Raw genomic sequence first — 18,247 nt, 5'->3', positions numbered from 1 at the left:
ATATGACCGATCTCACCCACCTCGACCGCATCGACTCCGGCGCCGGCGACGGCGCGGGCCTCGCCGACGAGGTCGTCGCCCTGGTTCGCCGCTGGCTCACCGAGGCCGCCAGCCACGAGGCCGACGCCTCGGCCACACGCCTCGCGGGCGTGCTGGCCGACCCGAAGGGGCTGGACTTCACGGTGGGCTTCGTCGACGGCGTGGTGCGCCCCGAAGACCTCACGGTGGCCGCGGCCACCCTGGCGCGCATCGCGCCCGACGTGCCGGCCTTCCTGCCGCTGCCGCTGCGGGCGGCGGTGCGGCTGGGCGGCGTGCTGGCACCGGTGCTCCCGGGGGTCGTGGTTCCGATCGCCCGGCGGGTGCTGCGGCAGATGGTGGGTCACCTCGTCATCGACGCCACCGACCGCAAGCTCGGGCCCGCGATCGCGAAGATCCGCCGGCCGGGCACCCGGCTCAACGTCAACCTGCTGGGCGAGGCCGTGCTGGGCGAGCAGGAGGCGGGCCGGCGGCTCGGCGGAACCGTGCGCCTGCTCGGGCGCGACGACGTCGACTACGTGTCGATCAAGGTGTCGTCGACCGTGGCGCCGCACGCCCCCTGGGCCTTCGACGACTCGGTGGCCGACGTGGTGGCGAAGCTCATCCCGCTGTTCAGCGCGGCCGTGAAGCCGACGCTCAGCGGCCAGCCCGCCAAGTTCATCAACCTCGACATGGAGGAGTACAAAGACCTCGACCTCACGCTCGCGGTGTTCATGCGCATCCTCGACCGGCCGGAGTTCCACCGGCTGGAGGCGGGCATCGTGCTGCAGGCCTACCTGCCCGACGCCCTGGGCGCCATGATGCGGCTGCAGGCCTGGGCGGCCGCCCGCCGGGCCTCGGGCGGCGCCGGGGTGAAGGTGCGCCTGGTGAAGGGCGCGAACCTGCCGATGGAGCAGGTGGAGGCCTCGCTGCACGGCTGGCCGCTCGCCACCTGGGGCACCAAGCAGGACTCCGACACCAACTACAAGCGGGTGCTCGACTACGCCCTGCACCCCGATCGCATCGGAAACGTGCGGCTCGGGGTCGCGGGCCACAACCTCTTCGACCTCGCCTACGCCTGGATCGTCGCGGGCCGTCGAGGCGTGCGCGAGGGGCTCGAGTTCGAGATGCTGCTCGGCATGGCGCAGGGCCAGGCCGAAGCCGTGAAGCGCGAGGTGGGCTCGCTGCTGCTCTACACGCCCGTGGTGTCGCCGAAGGAGTTCGACGTGGCGATCGCCTACCTCATCCGCCGGCTGGAGGAGGGGGCGTCGCAGGACAACTTCATGTCGGCCGTGTTCGAACTGAACGACCGGCCGGAGCTGTTCGAGCGGGAGAAGAACCGGTTCCTGGCGTCGCTGGAGGCGCTCGACGAGGCCGTTCCGCCGGCTCGCCGGGTGGCCGACCGGTACACGGCCGTGCCGCGGTCGGAGCCCGGACGGTTCGAGAACACGCCCGACACCGACCCGTCGGTGGAGTCGAACCGCGCCTGGGCCGCCGGCATCCTGAAGCGCGTGCCGTCCTCCACGCTCGGCGAGTCGTCGGTGCGGGCGGCGGCGGTGCGCGACGAGGCCGAGCTCGAAGCCCTCATGGCGGCCACCATCGAAGCCGGCCGCGCCTGGGCCGAGCGGGGAGCCGCCGAGCGCGGCGCCATCCTGCACCGGGCGGGCGACACCCTCGAGGCGCGCCGTGCGGAGCTGATCGAGGTGATGGCCGCCGAGGCGGGCAAGACCGTCGACCAGGCCGACCCCGAGGTGTCGGAGGCCGTGGACTTCGCGCACTACTACGCCGAGCTCGGCCTCGAGCTCGAAGCCGTCGACGGTGCCCGGTTCGTGCCGGCCGGCCTCACGCTGGTGACACCGCCGTGGAACTTTCCGGTCGCCATCCCCGCCGGCTCGGCGCTCGCGGCACTCGCCGCCGGCTCGGCCGTGGTGTTCAAGCCCGCCGGCCTCACCGCCCGCAGCGGCGCGCTCGTGGCCGAGGCGCTCTGGCAGGCCGGCGTTCCCGCCGACGTGCTGAGGCTGGTCGACGTCGACGAGCAGGCGCTCGGCCGCCAGCTCGTGTCGCACCCCGCCGTCGAGCGCGTCATCCTCACGGGGGCCTTCGAGACGGCCGAGCTGTTCCGCTCCTTCCGCCCCGACCTGCCGCTGCTCGCCGAGACCAGCGGCAAGAACGCCGTGATCGTCACCCCGTCGGCCGACCTCGACCTCGCGGTGAAAGACGTCGTGGCCTCGGCCTTCGGGCACGCGGGCCAGAAGTGCTCGGCCGCGTCGCTGGTGGTGCTGGTGGGTTCGGTGGCCTCGTCGCCGCGCTTCCGGTCGCAGCTGATGGATGCGATCACGTCGCTCACGGTCGGCTATCCCGACGACGCGTCGACCCGCATGGGCCCGCTGATCGAGGCGCCGGGCGCGAAGCTGCGCGAGGGCCTGACCACCCTCGGCGCGGGCGAGCGCTGGCTGATCGAGCCGAAGCCCCTCGACGACACCGACCGGCTGTGGAGCCCGGGCCTGCGCGACCACGTGGTCCGCGGCTCGGCCTTCCACCGCACCGAGTACTTCGGCCCGGTGCTCGGCATCATGACCGCCGGCACGCTCGAGGAGGCGATCGCCATCGTGAACGAGGTCGACTACGGCCTCACCTCGGGCCTGCACGCCCTCGACCGCACCGAGATCTCCACCTGGCTCGACACCATCGAGGCGGGCAACCTCTACGTCAACCGCGGCATCACCGGAGCCATCGTCGAGCGCCAGCCGTTCGGCGGCTGGAAGAAGTCGTCGGTGGGGGCCGGGGCGAAGGCCGGTGGGCCGAACTACCTGGTGAACCTGGGGTCGTGGCGGCCGGCCGTGTCGCAGCACGCCGGGTCGCAGCCGGTGGCGACGGATGCGCTGCAGCCCGCAGTGGCCGGGCTGCTGCGGGCGGCCGCCGGCTCCGCCCTGGTCGGCGAGGCCGAGCGCGCATCGCTCGCCCGCGCGGTGCAGAGCGACGCCCGGGCCTGGGCCGAGCGCTTCGGCGTGGCCGTCGACGTGTCGCAGGTGGCGGCCGAGCACAACGTGTTCCGGTACCGGGCGTTCGACGGCGTCGTGGTGCGTGCCGCGGCGTCGGCAGTGCCGGCGGAGTTGCTGCGCGTGCTGGCCGCGGCACTGCGGAGCGGCTCGGCCGCCGAGGTGAGCGTGGCGACACCGGAGCTCGCCGGGCTGCTCGACGGTGTGCCGCTGCCGGTGCGGGTCGAGACGCCTGAGGAGTGGCGCTCGTCGCTCGCGCAGAACCCGCCCGCGCGCATCCGGCTCGTCGCCGCCGGCGCGCCCGGCGCCTCGCCGGAGGCGGCGGAGATCGTCTCAGCCACCGGCGGCCGCCCCGACGTGGCCGTGTGGGGCGGCCCGGTCACCGAGGCCGGACGGCTCGAGCTGCTGCCGTTCCTGCGCGAGCAGGCGGTGTCGATCACGGCCCACCGCTTCGGCACCCCCGACCGGGCCCTCGCGGCCCTGGTCGCCGCCCTCTAGGCAGGAGGCTCCGTAGACGCGATGCCACGCCCGGTGCCTCCGAGTCGTGCATTCGTCCAGAATGCCGCGCTTCAGAGCCGAAAGAATCGACGAATCGACGGGTCGTGCCGGACAGGTGACGAAGTACTGCATACTCATCGACTGTGACTGAAGCCCTGCGCACCGCTCCCACGCTCGACGGCCTCGAGTTCGTGATGGAGTCCTCGACCAACAGCGCGGTCGATCCCGAGTCGCCCTCGCGCTTCCGGTACTCCGAGCGCGACGGCGTGATCTGGGGCGACTACGAGGGTGACACGGTCACGTTCGGCCGCTTCGTGGGAACGCGCGAGGGCGATCGACTGTCGGTCACCTTCGTGCACGTGATGCTCGCCGACGGCACGGTCGTGGGCGGCACCGGCGCGAGCCGCGTCGAGGTCGACGGCGAGGGCCGCGTGCGCTTGGTGGAGGACTTCGAGATCGACGGCGTCGACCACGTGAGCATCTGCGTCGAGGTCTGACCCACCCCCGCGACTCGGGTCAGCGGGCCGCGTCGCGGCCGTTGCCCGCCGTGGTGAAGCGCGTCATGCCCAGGCGGTTGGTCGATCCCGAGCGGTCGGGGATGTCGGAGGGCAGCAGGTAGGCCTTGCGTACCACCTCGTCGAGCACCACCACCGACACCACCGACTTCACCTCGGGCCGCGCGGCCACCACGCCGGTGACGAAGTCGTGCACGCCCCCGATGTCGAGCGAGCGCACCAGCAGCATGGCGTCGTGCTCGCCGGTGGTGATGCAGCAGTACTCGACATCCGGCATCTGCAGGATGCCCTCGCGGAAGCGGTGCCACGACTGCGGATGCACGGTCACGAACACCAGTGCGCACACGTCGAGCCCCACCTTGCCCGGGTCGACCTGGGCCGAGAATCCGGTGATCACCCCCGCCGCCGTGAGCTGCTCGACCCGGTTGTAGACACTCGCGCGCGAGACGTTGACCCGCTCGGCCAGAGCCGACATCGAGATGCGCCCGTTCTCGCGCAGAATGCTCAGGATGCGCAGATTCACCTCGTCGAGACCGGCTGCGCTTTGTCCAGCGGGCGGGGTCGCCGCCTGATCGATGATCGACATTTCCGGCTCCTTCATCGGGTGGGGCTGCAATTCGTCCACGATAGCGCCTTCGTGAAAAAGGAGTGCTCGGAATTGTGCCAAAGTACCTCCACACCGTCCAGACGAACCCTTGCCAGGAGGCCGCCATGGTTTTCCGCTCCACACGCACAGCCCGCTCCACACGCACCAGAACCCGGATCGCGATCGCGGCCGCCGCCGTCTCGCTCACCCTTCTCGTCGCCGGCTGCTCCTCGGGCCGCACCGACACCGCCGACAGCGGCACCAAGACGCTCACGATCAACAAGGCCTTCGACCTCAAGACGGCCGACCCGGGCCGCATGTACGAGCCCACCGGCCAGCTGGTCGACAAGGCGCTCTACGAGACCCTGCTCACCTTCGAGGGCGGCGACGTCTCGAAGGTCGTCGACGGTCTCGCCAGCCTCGAGCAGTCCGACGACGCGAAGACCTTCACGCTCACGCTCAAGGGCGAGCACACCTTCTCCGACGGCACGAAGATGACCGCCGACGACGTGGTGTTCTCGCTGCAGCGCGTGATCGGCCTGAAGGGCAACCCCTCGTTCCTCCTCGACGGGGTCACCGTCACGAAGAAGGACGACACGACGGTCGTGCTCACCACCGCGACCCCGACGCCCGCCCTGCCGGCCATCCTCGCGAACCCGGCCCTCGGCATCCTGAACTCCAAGGTCGTGAAGGAGAACGGCGGCACCACCGACGAGACCGACACCGCCGAGAAGTTCCTCAACACGACGTCGGCCGGTTCGGGCCCGTACGTGCTCGACACGCTCGACCTCGCCTCGCAGGTGGTGCTCACGGCGAACGAGAACTACGACGGCACCGCTCCCGGCTACGGCCGCGTGGTCATCCAGAACGTCGAGGGCGCCACCCAGAAGATCAACGTCGAGGGTGGCAGCGCCGATGTGGCGCTCGACCTCTCCGGCACCCAGGCCTCGGCGCTCGGCGACTCGGTCGCCGTCACCAGCGACCCGTCGGCGAACGTGATCTTCCTGCTGCTCAACCAGAACCCGAGCGTCTCGACCGTCACGTCGAACCCCGACTTCGTGAAGGCCGTCAAGGAGGCCATCGACTACGACGACCTCGTGTCGATCGCCGGAACCGGCACCGCGCAGGCCTCGGGCGTCGTGCCCAGCATGCTGCTCGGCGCCCTGCCCGCGAGCGACGCCCTCACGCAGGACCTCGACGCCGCCAAGGCCGACCTCGCGAAGAGCGGCTACGCCGGCGAGTCGGTGACGCTGAACTTCCCGAGCGACATCAGCCTGAACGGCATCGACTTCCCAACCATCGCGCAGCGCATCCAGTCGCAGCTCAAGGAGGTGGGCATCACGGTCGACCTCGCCCCGGCGCCCGTCGCCACCGAGCTCGACGCCTACCGCAACGGCACCGAGACCATGGGCCTGTGGTACTGGGGCCCCGACTACCCCGACCCGAGCGACTACCTCGTGTTCACGCCCGGCAACGTGGTGGGCCTGCGCTCCGGCTGGGCCGAGGGCGCGAACCCCGCCATCTCGACCCTGGCCGACGCGGCGGCGGCCGGCGGCAGCGACGAGGAGCGGCAGATCCGCTTCGAAGACCTGCAGAAGGCGCTCAACGCAGACGGCCCGTTCATCCCGCTGCTCCAGCCCGGCAACAACATCGCCGCGGCGACGGACGTGACCGGAGTCGTGTACAACGCGGTGTGGACCATCGACATCGCGGCTCTGTCGGCCAAGTAGCGAGCAGCCCCTCGTGAACAGCAGCACCCCGGCCGTCCGGCCCCCGCGTTCGCGCGGGGGCCGGACGGCCCATCCCTTTCTCCGCTACGCCCTGCGCCGCGTGCTCACCTCGCTGCTGCTCGTGGTGGGTGTGACCCTCGTCACGTTCGTCTTGACGAACCTCGTGCCGGGCGACCCGGTGGCCGCGGCCCTCGGCCAGCGCGCCGCGGAGGACCCGGCCATCGTCGCCCAGTTCCGGGCCACCTACGGGCTCGACCAGCCGCTGGTGGTGCAGTACTTCACCTATCTCGGCAACCTGCTGCACGGCGACCTCGGCGTCTCGACCACCACCCACAACCCGGTGGCCGACGACCTGGCCAAGGCGCTGCCGGCCACGCTCGAGATCGCGCTCGGCGCCATCGTGCTCAGCGTGGTCATCGGCGTGGTGCTCGGCACCGTCGCGGCCTACCGGCGCGGCAAGGCCTCCGACCACGTGCTGCGCGTGGTGTCGCTCGCCGGCCTCAGCGTGCCCACCTTCTGGCTCGCGCTGGTGCTCTACTACGTCTTCTACTTCCAGCTGCACATCGCGCCCGGCTCCGGCCGGCTGAGCAGCGACTTCGCCACGCCTCCGCGCATCACCGGCCTCTACACGGTGGATGCGCTGCTGGCCGGCCAGCTGGACACCTTCCTCGACGCGGCCTCGCACCTGTTCCTCCCGGTGCTGGTGCTCACCCTCTACACGGTGGGGCTGCTCACCCGGTTCGTGCGCACCGCGGTGCTCGAGATCCTCGACCAGGACTACGTGCGCGCCGCCCGCGCCAAGGGCCTGCCCACCCGCACGGTGATCTGGTCGTACGTGCTGCGCGGCGCGAGCATCCCGATCCTCACCGTGGTGGGGCTCGCCTTCGGCAGCCTGCTCAGCGGCACGGTGCTCGTGGAGGCGATCTTCGCCTGGCCCGGCATCGGCTCGTACGCCTACCAGGCCGCGTCGCACCTCGACCTGCCCGGCATCATGGGCGTGGGCCTCCTGATCGGCGTGATGTACCTGCTGGTGAACCTGATCGTCGACCTGCTCTACGGCGTGCTCGACCCGAGAGTGAGGTTGGCCTCGTGAGCGATCCGCGAACCCCGCGCTGGCGGCGACCCCGCCTGCGGCTCGGCCGGTGGTCGGCGCCCCTCGGCATCCTCGGTGCGGCCGTGGCCGTGCTCTGGATCGTGGTGGCCGTTCTCGCCCCCGTGATCGCGCCGCACGACCCGCTCGCGCAGGATCTCCCGATTCTGCAGGCGCCGGGCCAGGGCACCCTGATGGGCACCGATGCGCTCGGCCGTGACGTGTTCTCGCGCGTGCTCTGGGGCGCCAGGGTCACCATCCCGCTGGCCCTGCTGCTCGTGGTGCTCTCGGTGCTGATCGGCGCGATCGTGGGCTCGGTGGCCGGGTTCTTCGGCCGCGCGGTCGACGAGGTGGCCATGCGCATCACCGACCTGGTGATGGCGTTCCCCACCGTCATCCTGGCCATGGTGATCGCGGCGGCGCTCGGCGCCTCGCTGATCAACGCGGTGCTCGCGGCGCTGATCGTGTCGTGGCCGTCGTACGCCCGGCTCACCCGCGGCCTCGTGCTCGGGCTGCGCTCGTCGAACTACGTGGTGTCTGGCCAGCTGCTGGGCTTCTCGCCGCTGCGCTCGCTCGGCCGCGACATCGCGCCGAACATCGTGGGCCCGGTGCTCGTGCTGGCGAGCCTGGACATCGGCACGGCCATCCTGCTGCTGTCGGGCCTGTCGTTCCTCGGGCTCGGCGCGAAGCCGCCCACCGCGGAGTGGGGCTCGATGGTGTCCGACGCCATCCAGAACTTCGACTCGTGGTGGATCGGGGTCTTCCCCGGCCTCGCCATCCTCACCGTGGTGATCGCGTTCAATTTCGTGGGCGACGCCCTGCGCGACGCCCTCGACCCGAAGTCGGCCACCATCCGAGGGGGAGGCACCACGCTGTGAGCGCTCTGACCATCGAAGGGCTGCGCATCGCCACCCGCACCCACACCATCGTGGGCGGCATCGACCTCGCGCTCGAGCGCGGCGGCATCCACGGGCTCGCCGGCGAGTCGGGCTCGGGCAAGACCATGACGGCGCTGGCCGTGCTGGGGCTGCTGCCCGGCGGCATGACCGCGAGCGGCAGCATCCGGCTGGCCGACGCCGAGGGCTCCGGCTCGACCGAGCTCGTCGGCGCCTCGCGCGGGGTGCTGCAGGGCGTGCGCGGGCGACGCGTGGCGATGGTGTTCCAAGACCCGTCGACGAGCCTGCACCCGCAGCTGCCCGTGGGCCGCCAGCTCACCGACCACATGCGCCACCACCTGGGGCTCGGCAAGGCCGAGGCCCGGCAGAAGGCCGAAGCGCTGCTCGACCGGGTGCGGGTTCCGGATGCGCGGGGTGCGCTCTCGAAGTACCCGCACCAGTTCTCGGGCGGGCAGCGGCAGCGCATCGCCATCGCGGTGGCCCTGGCCTGCGACCCCACCGTGCTGCTGGCCGACGAACCCACCACCGCCCTCGACGTGACGGTGCAGGCGGGGGTGCTGCAGCTCTTGCGGGAGCTGGTGGACGGCGGCGACCTGAGCATCCTGCTGGTGACGCACGACCTCGGCGTGATGAGCGCCGTGGCCGACGAGGTGACCGTGATGCGGCAGGGGCTCGTGGTGGAGTCGGCGCCGCGGCAGCAGCTGTTCACGGCACCTCAGGACGACTACACGCGGTCGCTGCTGGCGGCGCTGCCCGGCTCGAGCTTCGAGGAGAGCCCCGAGGTGCTGGCCGAGGAGCTGCTCGAGGGGCGCGAGCCCGGCTCGGGTGCGGCCGGAGCGGGCACCGGGGCCGCCGACGCCGCGGGAGCAGCAGACACGCCCGGCGCATCCGGAGCCGTCGACACGGGGGAGGACGCACGATGACCGAGCACCAGCCGGCCGAGCGGGCCGCGGGCGAACGCACCGTGCTCGAGGCCGAGGGCATCGTGGTGGAGTACGGTCGCCGGCCGGCACTGCGCGCCGTCGACGGCGTGGGCTTCACGGTGGCCGCCGGAGAGGTCGTCGCTCTCGTGGGCGAGAGCGGCTGTGGCAAGTCGAGCCTCGCCCGCGCGATCGTGGGCATCGAGAAGCGCACGGCGGGGGCGGTGCGCCTGAACGGCGACGACGTTCCGACGCTGGGGCTCCGCCGTCGCTCGGCGGCCATGACCGGCATGCAGATGGTCTTCCAGGACCCGAACTCCTCGCTCAACCCCCGCCGCCGCATCGGCGACCAGATCGGCGACGGCGTACGCGCGGCGCTCGCGCGCGGCGACCAGGGCTCCGACCCCGCGGACTGGCTGCGCCGGGTGGGACTCGACCCCGCGATGGTGAGCCGCTACCCGCACGAGTTCTCGGGCGGCCAGAAGCAGCGCATCGCCATTGCGCGGGCGCTGGCGGCGCGGCCCGGCATGCTCGTGGCCGACGAGCCCATCTCGGCGCTCGACGCCTCCACCCAGACGAGCGTGGCGGCCCTGATGCGCTCGCTCAGCGTCGAGGCCGGAGCCGGCATGCTCTTCATCTCGCACGACCTCTCGGTGGTGCGGCGCATCGCCGACCGGGTGCTGGTGATGTACCGCGGGCGCGTGGTGGAGTCGGGCGTCACCGAGACGGTCTGGCAGAACCCGCTGCACCCCTATACACGGGCGCTGCTGGCCGCCATCCCGCTGCCCGACGGCGCGGGCCGGCTGCCGGTCGCCCCCGCGGAGGCCGACCGCGCGGGCTGGCTCGTCGACGTGCCCGCCGCCCTCGAGCGGACCACGGCATGAGCGCGCACGACACCCACGCGATCCCCGCGCACGACACCACCTCCTGGGCCATGCCGCGCGCCGCCAACCGCTCCCCGCTGCCGGGAGACGGCGCCTTCATGACGGCCGGCTGGGCCGACCCGGCGCCCGTACTCGACCCTGACAACCCGGTGCTCGCCTACACCGCCGAGCGGCGTGCCCGCCTCGCGCAGGCCCTGCCCGCCGAGCTGCTGGTCATCCCGGCCGGGCAGCCGCGCGTGCGCTCGAACGACACCGACCACACCTTCCGGCCGGGCACCGACCACGTCTGGCTCACCGGCAACGACGTGGCCGAGAGCGTGCTCGTGGTCGACACCACGGGCGGCGAGGCCGGCTCGATCCTCTACCTGCGCGGGCCCTCGGGCCGCAGCGGCGACGAGTTCTGGCAGAACGACGCCCTGGGCGATCTCTGGGTGGGCGCCCGCCCCACCCTGCAGGAGACGCAGGATGCGCTCGGCATCGAGACCCGGCCCCTCGCCGACTTCCGCCGCGACTTCGAACGCGCCGCCCGCCGGGCCCGGCGCATCCGGGTGCTGCCTCGTCTCGACGAGACGGTCGACGAGCTCGTGCGGCAGGTGTGCGGCCCGGCGTTCGCCCCGCACCTCGCGCTCAAGACCGCGCTCGACGAGCTGCGGCTGATCAAGAACGACTGGGAGATCGGCCAGCTGCAGCTCGCGGTCGACGCCACCGCGCGCGGGTTCGACGACTGCCTCGCCGAGTGGGATGCCGCCCGCGCCAGCGCGCGCGGCGAACGCTACATCGAGGGAACGTTCGCCCGCCGGTCCCGCCTCGAGGGTGAGGGGCCGGCCTACGGATCGATCGTGGCGGCCGGCAGCCACGCCACCACCCTGCACTGGACGCGCAACACCGGCAACCTGCCCGACGGCGCGCTCGTGCTGATGGACATGGGCGTGGAGCTGCAGTCGCTCTACTCGGCCGACATCACGCGCACGGTGCCCGTGAACGGTACCTTCACCCCCCTGCAGCGCGACGTGTACGCCATCGTGCTGCGCGCCCAGCAGGCGGGCATCGACACCCTTCGGGCGGGGGTGCGGTTCCAGGACTACCAGGACGCGTGCGGCCGCTCGCTCACCGAGGGCCTGATCGAGCTGGGGCTCATCCGGTGCTCGCTCGACGAGGCGATGGCCCCGGATGCGCTGCACCACCGCCGGTGGAGCATCTCGAGAGCGGGTCACATGCTCGGCATGGACATCCACGACTGCAACCACGCGCCGCAGGAGTCCTACCTCGGCGGAGTGCTCGCCGCGGGGCACACGCTCACGGTGGAGCCTGGCCTGTACTTCCAGGTGAACGACCTCACGGTGCCGGCGGAGCTGCGGGGGCTCGGCATCCGCATCGAGGACGACCTGGTGGTCACCGAGACCTCGTCGATCAACCTCTCGGAGGGCATGCCCCGCACGCCGGAGGGCATCGAGGAGTGGATGGCGGCACTCGCGCGGTGACCTGCGGCGGGACATGGTCCTCCTCCGTAGGATGAGGCCCATGGAGCAGCCGAGCGCATCCGACCCCGACGAGCTCGCCCGGCTGCTGGCCGAGGGCGAGACCGAGGTCGACGAGCGTCCGGGACTGCGGGCGGCCCAGGCGGGGGTGAGCCTCGGCGTGCTGATCGCCGTTCTGGTGCCGCTGGGGGCGCTGATCGTCTGGGTGCTGGTGAGCCTCGTGGTCACGTTCGCCTCGGTGTGGCTGACGAGCTTCGTGTGGGTGCCGCTGCTCGACGGGTAGCGCCGGCCTGCGGCATCCGGCGCGGCATCCCGTGCGGCATCCGGCGAACGCATCTTCGAAACCACACGGGTGTGATTCGTTCGATGCGCCCCGGCGGTATTCACAGGCCCGGGAGCCGCGGTTTCCCCAGCCCCTCGCCCACAATGACGACCCGGCCAGCCGGGTTCGCGGGCTTGTGCACGGGAGTTTCCACAGATCTGTCCACAGCCTGTGAACAACTGGGTTTCGAACCTCGCGCCGTCCGTGGACGGTCTCGCCGCCCACGGAGACCAGACCCGTCACTTTTCGCCCTACCCGCGGGATTTTGGGGCGAAAAGTGACGGATCTGGTGTCAGGCTGTGCGGCGGCGGCCGTAGAGCGAGATCACGATCAGGATGATGGCCCCGTAGATGAGCTGCTGGATGTTCGCGCCGAGGTTCAGCACGGTCACCAGCGTCGACACCTGACCGAGCACGAGCGCCCCACCCACCGTGCCCACCACCGAGCCGCGCCCGCCGAAGATCGACGCGCCGCCCACCACCACGGCCGCCACCGAGGCCAGCAGGTAGCTCGCCCCCATGGTGGCCGAGGCCTGCTGGTAGTAGCCCACGATCACGATTCCGGCGAAGGCCGCGAGCACTCCGCTGAGCAGGTAGCCGGTGATGCGGATGCGGTCGACCGGCAGGCCCGCGAGCCGCGCCGTCTCGGCGGCCGAACCCACCACGAAGAGCGACCGCCCCCATCCGGTGTAGCTCAGCAGCAGCTGCAGCACCACCATCAGCGCGAGCCCGAGCGGCAGCACGGCCGGCATGGTGATGCCGAGCACCGAGAGCTTGGCCGAGGTGATGGCGATCACGAAGTCGGGCGTGACGGTGAGCTCCGAGAAGTTGAACGCCAGCAGGATCACGCCGAACAGCAGCCCGTTCATGGCGATGGTGGTGACGATGGGCGTGAGCCCGAGCTTCGCGATCACCACTCCGTTGAGCACTCCGACCAGCGCCCCCGCCCCGAGCGCGGCCACGAACGCGCCGCCGGGCCCGAGCGGGCCCACCAGCGAGAGGAAGGCCAGTGCGCTGAACCCGATGGTGTTCGGCACCGAGAGGTCGATGCCGGCCTGGATGACGGCGATGGTCTGCCCGAACGAGGCGATGGCCAGGATGATCGCGAAGGTGGCGGTGCCGATCAGCGCGTCGACCGTGATGAGATTCGGCCGGATCAGCCCGCCCACGGCGAACAGCACCAGGAACGCCAGCAACGGCCACGCCGCCCGGGGCACGCGGGCGAGCACGGAGCCCACCGAGGCCCGGCCGGTGGCGCCGGTGTCGGGGCCCGCCTCGGGGCCGGTGACGACGTCGGATTCGGTGACGGAGCTCATGAGCGGTTTCCCTTCACGCGGAACGCCACCCGGCGCCACACCACCGGCAGGCCCACCACGGCCACGATGATGAGCGCGCTGATGACGTACTGCCAGTACGAGTTGACGCCGGCGAAGAACAGCAGGTTGCCGATCAGTCCGAGGGTGCAGGCGGCCAGGATGGTGCCGATGATGCTGCCGCGCCCGCCGGTGAACGCGGCGCCGGCCAAGGCCACGGCCGCGATCGACGACAGCAGGTACGGGTCGCCCGAGCGCGGGTCGCCCGTGACGGTCGACGAGGCGAGCATCATGGCCCCGAACGAGGTGAGCACGCCGGCCAGCCCGAAGGCGAGCAGCTTGGTGAGCCGGGCGTTCAGCCCCGCCGCGCGCACACTCTCCATGTTCGAGCCGACGCCGTAGATGTGCCGGCCGAGAGCGGTGCGCTGCAGCAGCAGCCACAGGCCCACCGCGATCACCGCGAGCCACACCAGTGCCACGGGCACGAAGGGCAGCAGCTCGCCGCTCGTGGCCAGGTAGATCTCCTTGGTCACCCCGCCGCCCGGCCGGTCGAGCACCTCGCGGGCTATGGAGCCGAAGATGAAGGCGCTCGCCAGGGTCACCGCGATGGCCGGCAGCCCGGCGTAGGCCACCAGGAAGCCGTTGAACAGCCCGCAGGCGAGGCCCACCAGCAGTGCGAGCAGCACGGCCACGGGCACGGGCAGCGTGAGCAGCTGGGTGGCGAACACCACGTTGCACAGGCTCATGATGGCGCCGATGGAGATGTCGATGCCGCCCACGAGCACCACCACCAGCTGCCCGAGCGCCACCAGGGCGAGCGGCACCACGAGGTTCGAGGCGGTCTGCAGCTGGAACCGGGTGAGCAGCTCGGGGTTGATGATCACGTACACCACGAAGAACACCACGAAGGCGATGATCGGAGCGATGGCGCCCTCGCGGCGAAGGCGGGTGATGCCCGTGCTGTTCCACGGGCGGGTTCGGGATGCCGGCTGCACGCCGCGTGCGGGCGGGGCGGCCGGGGGTGCGGTGGTGGTCACGAGGTCCTCCCGGTGGGAACGGAGTCGGTGGTGAGGGCGATGCTGCCGGTGGAGCCGACGGCGGCCCCCACCACGGCGTCGGCGGTGAGCCGGTCGCCCACGAGCTCGTCGGCGACGGAGCCCTGGTAGAGCACGATCGCGCGGTGGCACACGTGCACGAGCTCCTCGACCTCGGTCGAGAACCAGATGATGCCCACCCCCTGCTGGGCGAGCTGCACGATGGCGCCGTACAGCTCCTGCTTCGCACGCACGTCGATGCCGCGGGTGGGGTCGTGCAGCAGGATGATCGTGCGGTCGCGGTTCAGCCACCGCCCGAACACGAGCTTCTGCTGGTTGCCGCCCGAGAGCGCGCCCGCGAGCTCGCCTGCCCCGCGGGTACGCACCGAGAGGGCGCTCAGGATGCCGTCGATCCAGCCCCGCTCGCGGGCCAGGCGGGGTCGCCCGCCGAGCTGAGCGGCTCTGAACCAGGGCGCGAGCAGGTTCTCGCCCACGCTCATCTCGAGCGCGAGCCCCTCCTTCTTGCGGTCTTCCGGCACGTAGCCGAGGCCACGGCGCACCGAGCGCACCGGGTCGGTGCGCGAGATGCGGCGGGAGCCGATCGTCCAGGAGTCGGCGGTGGCCGGGGCGGCGCCGAAGAGCGCCCGCAGGAGCTCGGCCTGGCCGTGGCCCTGCAGACCGCCCACCCCGAGGATCTCGCCGGCACCCAGCGTGAGGCTCACCCCGGCGAGGCCAGCCGACCGCAGATTCTCGACCGACAGGGCCGTCGCATCCGTGGTTCGTGCGGGCGGGTCGGGGAAGAAGCGCTCGGCCTCGCGGCCGGCCATCATCGAGATGAGTTCGTCGTCGGTCCAGCCGCCGCGGTGGAACTCGCCCACCACCTCGCCGTCGCGGAGCACGGTGCCGCGGTCGGCGATCTCGGCGATCTCGCCCAGGCGGTGCGAGACGTAGATCACGCTGCCGCCGCGGGCGGTGAGCTCGCGGATGCGCTCGAACAGCCACTGCACACCCGGGGGAGTGAGCGCCGAGGAGGCCTCGTCGAGGATGAGCAGCCGGGGGTCTCCGGCCAGGGCGCGGGCGATCTCGACGAGCTGACGGTCGGCCAGCGAGAGCGTGCCCACGGCGGCGCGCGGATCGATGCGGCCGAGGTGGAAGCGGTCGAGCAGCTCCTGGGCGGCGGCCACCGACTTCTTCTGCGAGAAGCCGCGCAGCGGGGCCCCGTCGGGCAGCGACAGGTTCTCGGCCACCGTCCAGTCGGGCACCAGGGCGAGCTCCTGGAAGGCGCAGCGCACGCCCGACAGTCGGGACTGCTTCACGCTGCCGGAGGCGAGCGGCTCGCCGCCCACCGTGATGCGGCCCGAGGTGGGCGGCACCGCACCGGCGAGCATCTTGGCCACGGTGCTCTTGCCGGCGCCGTTCTCGCCCACGAGGGCGAGCACCTCGCCGGGGAGGCAGTGGAAGGTGGCCGAGCGCACGGCCTTCACCGGCCCGTAGCTCTTCACCAGGTCGGTGGCCACGAGCAGTGCACCGGCGGGAGCGGGGGTCGGTGCGTACGCCGCGCCCGGGCGGGGGGAGGGTGCCGCAGCCGAGGCCGCGGCACCCGTGGGGAGGTCGGTCACGGGTGACCCCTACGAGCCCGAGTAGTAGGTCATCACGTCGTCGAGCGTGAGGTCGAGACCCGGGAAGTCGTAGCCGAGCTGGAAGTTGTTCGGCTTGTCGTCGAGGCAGTAGTCGGCCGCGTTCTCCTCGGTGATCTCCAGCGGCGGGAAGTACTGCTCCTTCTCGATCTCCTGGCCCTCGAGGAGCGCCACCGCCTGCTCGAGGCCCTTCGCGTAGATCGCAGGCTGACCGAACACCATGTTGCCCGTGAGGCCCTCGGGGGCGTACTTGGCCAGCGTGCACGCCTCGCCGTTGTAGCCCGAGCCCCCCACCACGGGAACGAAGGGCAGGCCGGCCGCCTTGAAGGCCTCCGGTACGCCCTGGCCGCCGGTGAGGAAGGAGTACACGCCGCCCACGTCGGGGTTCGAGCGCAGGATGTTCGACATCGCCTCCTGCGCGGTGGCCTCGTTCCAGCCGTTGGTGTCCTGCGCCACGACGGTGGCGCCGCCGCCCTCGAGCGTCTCCAGCACGCCGGGCATGGTGCCCTCGTTCAGCGGTACCCCGGCCAGGCCCTCCAGCACGGCGATGTTCTTGTCGGAGCCGAGGTTCTTCAGCAGCCAGTCGGCGCCGATGGTGCCGGCGTTCGCCCAGTCGGTCGACACCACGTACACGTCGTCGCTGTCGTACGGGCCGCCGTTGGCGATCACCGGGATGCCCTGGGCAGAGGCCTGCGTGATGGCGGCGTCGGCGCCCGACGACGAGGCGGGGTCGAACAGGATGAGGTCGACGCCGTCGGCGATGAGGTTCTGCATGGCCGCGTTCTGCTGGGCCGCGTCGTTGTCGTTGGTGCGCACGATCTTGAGCTCGACCTTGTCTTTGTACTCGGGCGAGTTCGCGAGCGCCTGCAGCGATGCCAGCCCCATCTCGCGCCAGGCCTGACCGCCCAGGGGCTGCTCGAAGCCGATCACGAACTTTCCGTCGGAGGCGGCGTCGGAGCCGCCGCCGCCCTCGGCCGGGGCGCTGGTGCAGCCGGCGACCAGGGCGAACGACGAGGCCACGGCGAGAACGGCCGCTCCCCGAGCGTAGAAGCGGGTGCGCTGTGCTGTGTGCATGATTTCTCCTTTGAAATCGAGTGGGGTGCTCGGCACAGTAGCGCAAAAATGGCAGCGCTACCAGTAGCGCTAGCATTTCGGACTATGATCCAATGGACCCACGAACCACAGGTCGCAACGACGCGATAGGAGACCCACGTGACATCCACGACACCGGCACCCGCCGCGGTCGACGAGCGGCTCAGGCCCGACGTCGAGATCCGCAGCCGGGCCCACCGCATCGGGTGCGTCGGAGCCGGCGCCATCATGGCCGATCAGCACCTCGCCGCCTACGCCGAGGCCGGGTTCCCCGTGGTCGCCATCGCCTCGCGCACCGAGTCGAACGCCCGGGCCGTGGCCGAGCGGTGGGGCATCCCCACCGTGCATCCCACCGTCGAGGCGCTGCTGGCCGACCCTGAGATCGAGATCCTCGACATCGCGTACCCGCCCGATCTGCAGCCGGCGATCATCCGGGCCGCGCTCGCGCAGCCGCACATCAGGGCGGTGCTGGCGCAGAAGCCGCTCGCACTCGACCTCGACGAGGCCGTCGCGCTCCGCGACGAGGCCGCGGCCGCCGGCACGATCCTGAGCGTCAACCAGAACATGCGGTACGACCAGTCCATCCGCGTTCTGAAGCAGCTGCTGGAGGCCGGCGTGCTGGGCGACGCGGTGTTCGCCCAGATCGACATGCACGCCGTGCCGCACTGGCAGGGCTTCCTGGAGGGCTACGACCGGCTCACCCTGGCGAACATGAGCGTGCACCACCTCGACGCCCTGCGCTACCTGTTCGGCGAACCGAGCGAGATCAGCACCGTGGCCCGCCGCGACCCGCGCACCCGGTTCGAGCATGAGGACGGCATCGTCGTCAGCACCCTGCGGTTTCCCGGCGACGTGCTGGCGCTGAGCGTCGAGGACGTCTGGGGCGGCCCCCGCGAGGAGGGCTTCGACGACGACTTCTTCATCAGATGGCGCGTCGAGGGCACCGAGGGCATCGCCCAGGGCACCATCGGCTGGCCGCACGGCGTGCCCTCGACCATCCGCTACGCCTCCACCATCGCCACGGGCGGCGAGTGGGTGGAACCGCGGTGGGACACCCACTGGTTCCCGCACGCCTTCATCGGCGTGATGGAGCAGGTGCAACACGCCGTCGAGACCGCCACGGCCCCCGAGCTGAGCGTGGCCGACAACGTCAAGACGATGGCGTTGATCGAGGCCGGCTACCGCTCGATCGCCGAGCGCCGCCCGGTGCGGCTCGACGAGTTCGCCCTCTGACCCTCT

15 protein-coding genes are annotated in these 18,247 nt (G+C 71.6%); 10 read left to right on the top strand and 5 right to left on the bottom strand.

Annotation, left to right across the window (positions count from 1 at the left end):
• The first annotated feature begins 2 nt into the window (after nucleotides 1–2).
• A complete protein-coding gene (locus ACEXOR_RS08515) occupies nucleotides 3–3,512 on the top strand; it encodes a bifunctional proline dehydrogenase/L-glutamate gamma-semialdehyde dehydrogenase (RefSeq protein WP_374849128.1) in 3,510 nt (1,169 codons plus the stop codon).
• A 143-nt stretch (nucleotides 3,513–3,655) separates the two neighbouring features.
• On the top strand, nucleotides 3,656–4,009 hold the full coding sequence (locus ACEXOR_RS08510) for an avidin-fold protein (protein WP_374849127.1): 354 nt from the start codon (nucleotides 3,656–3,658) through the stop codon (nucleotides 4,007–4,009).
• Between the two features lie 19 nt (nucleotides 4,010–4,028).
• Here ACEXOR_RS08510 and ACEXOR_RS08505 read toward each other — a convergent pair whose 3' ends face one another.
• Nucleotides 4,029–4,613 carry an Lrp/AsnC family transcriptional regulator gene (locus ACEXOR_RS08505; protein ID WP_374849126.1) on the bottom strand — a complete coding sequence of 195 codons (585 nt, stop codon included), beginning with the start codon at nucleotides 4,611–4,613 and terminating at the stop codon, nucleotides 4,029–4,031.
• Nucleotides 4,614–4,738: 125 nt separating this feature from the next.
• Between ACEXOR_RS08505 and ACEXOR_RS08500 the strand changes: the two genes are divergently transcribed.
• The 7 genes from ACEXOR_RS08500 to ACEXOR_RS08470 are packed head-to-tail and all read left to right on the top strand — an operon-like array spanning nucleotide 4,739 to nucleotide 11,894.
• Nucleotides 4,739–6,343, top strand: coding sequence for an ABC transporter substrate-binding protein (locus ACEXOR_RS08500; protein ID WP_374849125.1), 1,605 nt, complete (start codon nucleotides 4,739–4,741; stop codon nucleotides 6,341–6,343).
• 13 nt (nucleotides 6,344–6,356) lie between these two features.
• A complete protein-coding gene (locus ACEXOR_RS08495) occupies nucleotides 6,357–7,436 on the top strand; it encodes an ABC transporter permease (RefSeq protein ID WP_374849124.1) in 1,080 nt (359 codons plus the stop codon).
• Nucleotides 7,433–8,311 (top strand): ABC transporter permease, encoded by an 879-nt coding sequence (locus ACEXOR_RS08490; RefSeq protein ID WP_374849123.1) that lies wholly within the window; start codon nucleotides 7,433–7,435, stop codon nucleotides 8,309–8,311. The genes ACEXOR_RS08495 and ACEXOR_RS08490 overlap by 4 nt, the downstream gene beginning before the upstream one ends.
• Nucleotides 8,308–9,252, top strand: a complete 945-nt coding sequence (locus tag ACEXOR_RS08485) for an ATP-binding cassette domain-containing protein (protein WP_374849122.1) — start codon at nucleotides 8,308–8,310, stop codon at nucleotides 9,250–9,252. The genes ACEXOR_RS08490 and ACEXOR_RS08485 overlap by 4 nt, the downstream gene beginning before the upstream one ends.
• A complete protein-coding gene (locus tag ACEXOR_RS08480) occupies nucleotides 9,249–10,133 on the top strand; it encodes an ATP-binding cassette domain-containing protein (RefSeq protein ID WP_374849121.1) in 885 nt (294 codons plus the stop codon). The genes ACEXOR_RS08485 and ACEXOR_RS08480 overlap by 4 nt, the downstream gene beginning before the upstream one ends.
• Nucleotides 10,130–11,614: an aminopeptidase P family protein gene (locus ACEXOR_RS08475; protein ID WP_374849120.1), complete on the top strand. Its 1,485-nt coding sequence runs from the start codon at nucleotides 10,130–10,132 to the stop codon at nucleotides 11,612–11,614. The genes ACEXOR_RS08480 and ACEXOR_RS08475 overlap by 4 nt, the downstream gene beginning before the upstream one ends.
• 40 nt (nucleotides 11,615–11,654) lie before the next feature.
• Entirely contained in the window at nucleotides 11,655–11,894 is a 240-nt protein-coding gene (locus tag ACEXOR_RS08470) for a hypothetical protein (RefSeq protein ID WP_374849119.1), read from the top strand.
• Nucleotides 11,895–12,225: 331 nt separating this feature from the next.
• Here ACEXOR_RS08470 and ACEXOR_RS08465 read toward each other — a convergent pair whose 3' ends face one another.
• Genes ACEXOR_RS08465 through ACEXOR_RS08450 form a run of 4 tightly spaced genes read right to left on the bottom strand, consistent with a single transcriptional unit; the run spans nucleotide 12,226 to nucleotide 16,990 of the window.
• Complete coding sequence (locus ACEXOR_RS08465) at nucleotides 12,226–13,248, bottom strand: ABC transporter permease (protein WP_374849118.1); 1,023 nt, start codon at nucleotides 13,246–13,248, stop codon at nucleotides 12,226–12,228.
• On the bottom strand, nucleotides 13,245–14,282 hold the full coding sequence (locus ACEXOR_RS08460) for an ABC transporter permease (protein ID WP_374849117.1): 1,038 nt from the start codon (nucleotides 14,280–14,282) through the stop codon (nucleotides 13,245–13,247). Before ACEXOR_RS08460 ends, ACEXOR_RS08465 begins: the two co-directional genes overlap by 4 nt.
• Complete coding sequence (locus ACEXOR_RS08455; protein ID WP_374849115.1) at nucleotides 14,279–15,898, bottom strand: sugar ABC transporter ATP-binding protein; 1,620 nt, start codon at nucleotides 15,896–15,898, stop codon at nucleotides 14,279–14,281. The genes ACEXOR_RS08460 and ACEXOR_RS08455 overlap by 4 nt, the downstream gene beginning before the upstream one ends.
• A 9-nt stretch (nucleotides 15,899–15,907) precedes the next feature.
• Complete coding sequence (locus ACEXOR_RS08450) at nucleotides 15,908–16,990, bottom strand: ABC transporter substrate-binding protein (protein ID WP_374849114.1); 1,083 nt, start codon at nucleotides 16,988–16,990, stop codon at nucleotides 15,908–15,910.
• Between the two features lie 138 nt (nucleotides 16,991–17,128).
• On the opposite strand from ACEXOR_RS08450, the gene ACEXOR_RS08445 reads away from it, so the two are divergent.
• The gene (locus ACEXOR_RS08445; RefSeq protein ID WP_374849112.1) at nucleotides 17,129–18,241 is read left to right on the top strand and encodes a Gfo/Idh/MocA family protein; all 1,113 of its coding nucleotides are present in this window, start codon (nucleotides 17,129–17,131) and stop codon (nucleotides 18,239–18,241) included.
• Nucleotides 18,242–18,247 lie beyond the last annotated feature (6 nt).

It is taken from the genome of Herbiconiux liangxiaofengii, assembly GCF_041927335.1.
Lineage (GTDB): Bacteria > Actinomycetota > Actinomycetes > Actinomycetales > Microbacteriaceae > Herbiconiux > Herbiconiux liangxiaofengii.
This window is presented reverse-complemented; position numbering and strand designations above follow the sequence as displayed.

Excerpts from the sequence above, each read along its gene's own strand:
- ACEXOR_RS08475 (WP_374849120.1), top strand. The coding sequence starts at position 10,130 with ATGAGCGCGCACGACACCCACGCGATCCCCGCGCACGACACCACCTCC.
- ACEXOR_RS08465 (WP_374849118.1), bottom strand. The coding sequence starts at position 13,248 with ATGAGCTCCGTCACCGAATCCGACGTCGTCACCGGCCCCGAGGCGGGC.
- ACEXOR_RS08480 (WP_374849121.1), top strand. The coding sequence starts at position 9,249 with ATGACCGAGCACCAGCCGGCCGAGCGGGCCGCGGGCGAACGCACCGTG.
- ACEXOR_RS08515 (WP_374849128.1), top strand. The coding sequence starts at position 3 with ATGACCGATCTCACCCACCTCGACCGCATCGACTCCGGCGCCGGCGAC.
- ACEXOR_RS08500 (WP_374849125.1), top strand. The coding sequence starts at position 4,739 with ATGGTTTTCCGCTCCACACGCACAGCCCGCTCCACACGCACCAGAACC.
- ACEXOR_RS08450 (WP_374849114.1), bottom strand. The coding sequence starts at position 16,990 with ATGCACACAGCACAGCGCACCCGCTTCTACGCTCGGGGAGCGGCCGTT.
- ACEXOR_RS08505 (WP_374849126.1), bottom strand. The coding sequence starts at position 4,613 with ATGTCGATCATCGATCAGGCGGCGACCCCGCCCGCTGGACAAAGCGCA.
- ACEXOR_RS08470 (WP_374849119.1), top strand. The coding sequence starts at position 11,655 with ATGGAGCAGCCGAGCGCATCCGACCCCGACGAGCTCGCCCGGCTGCTG.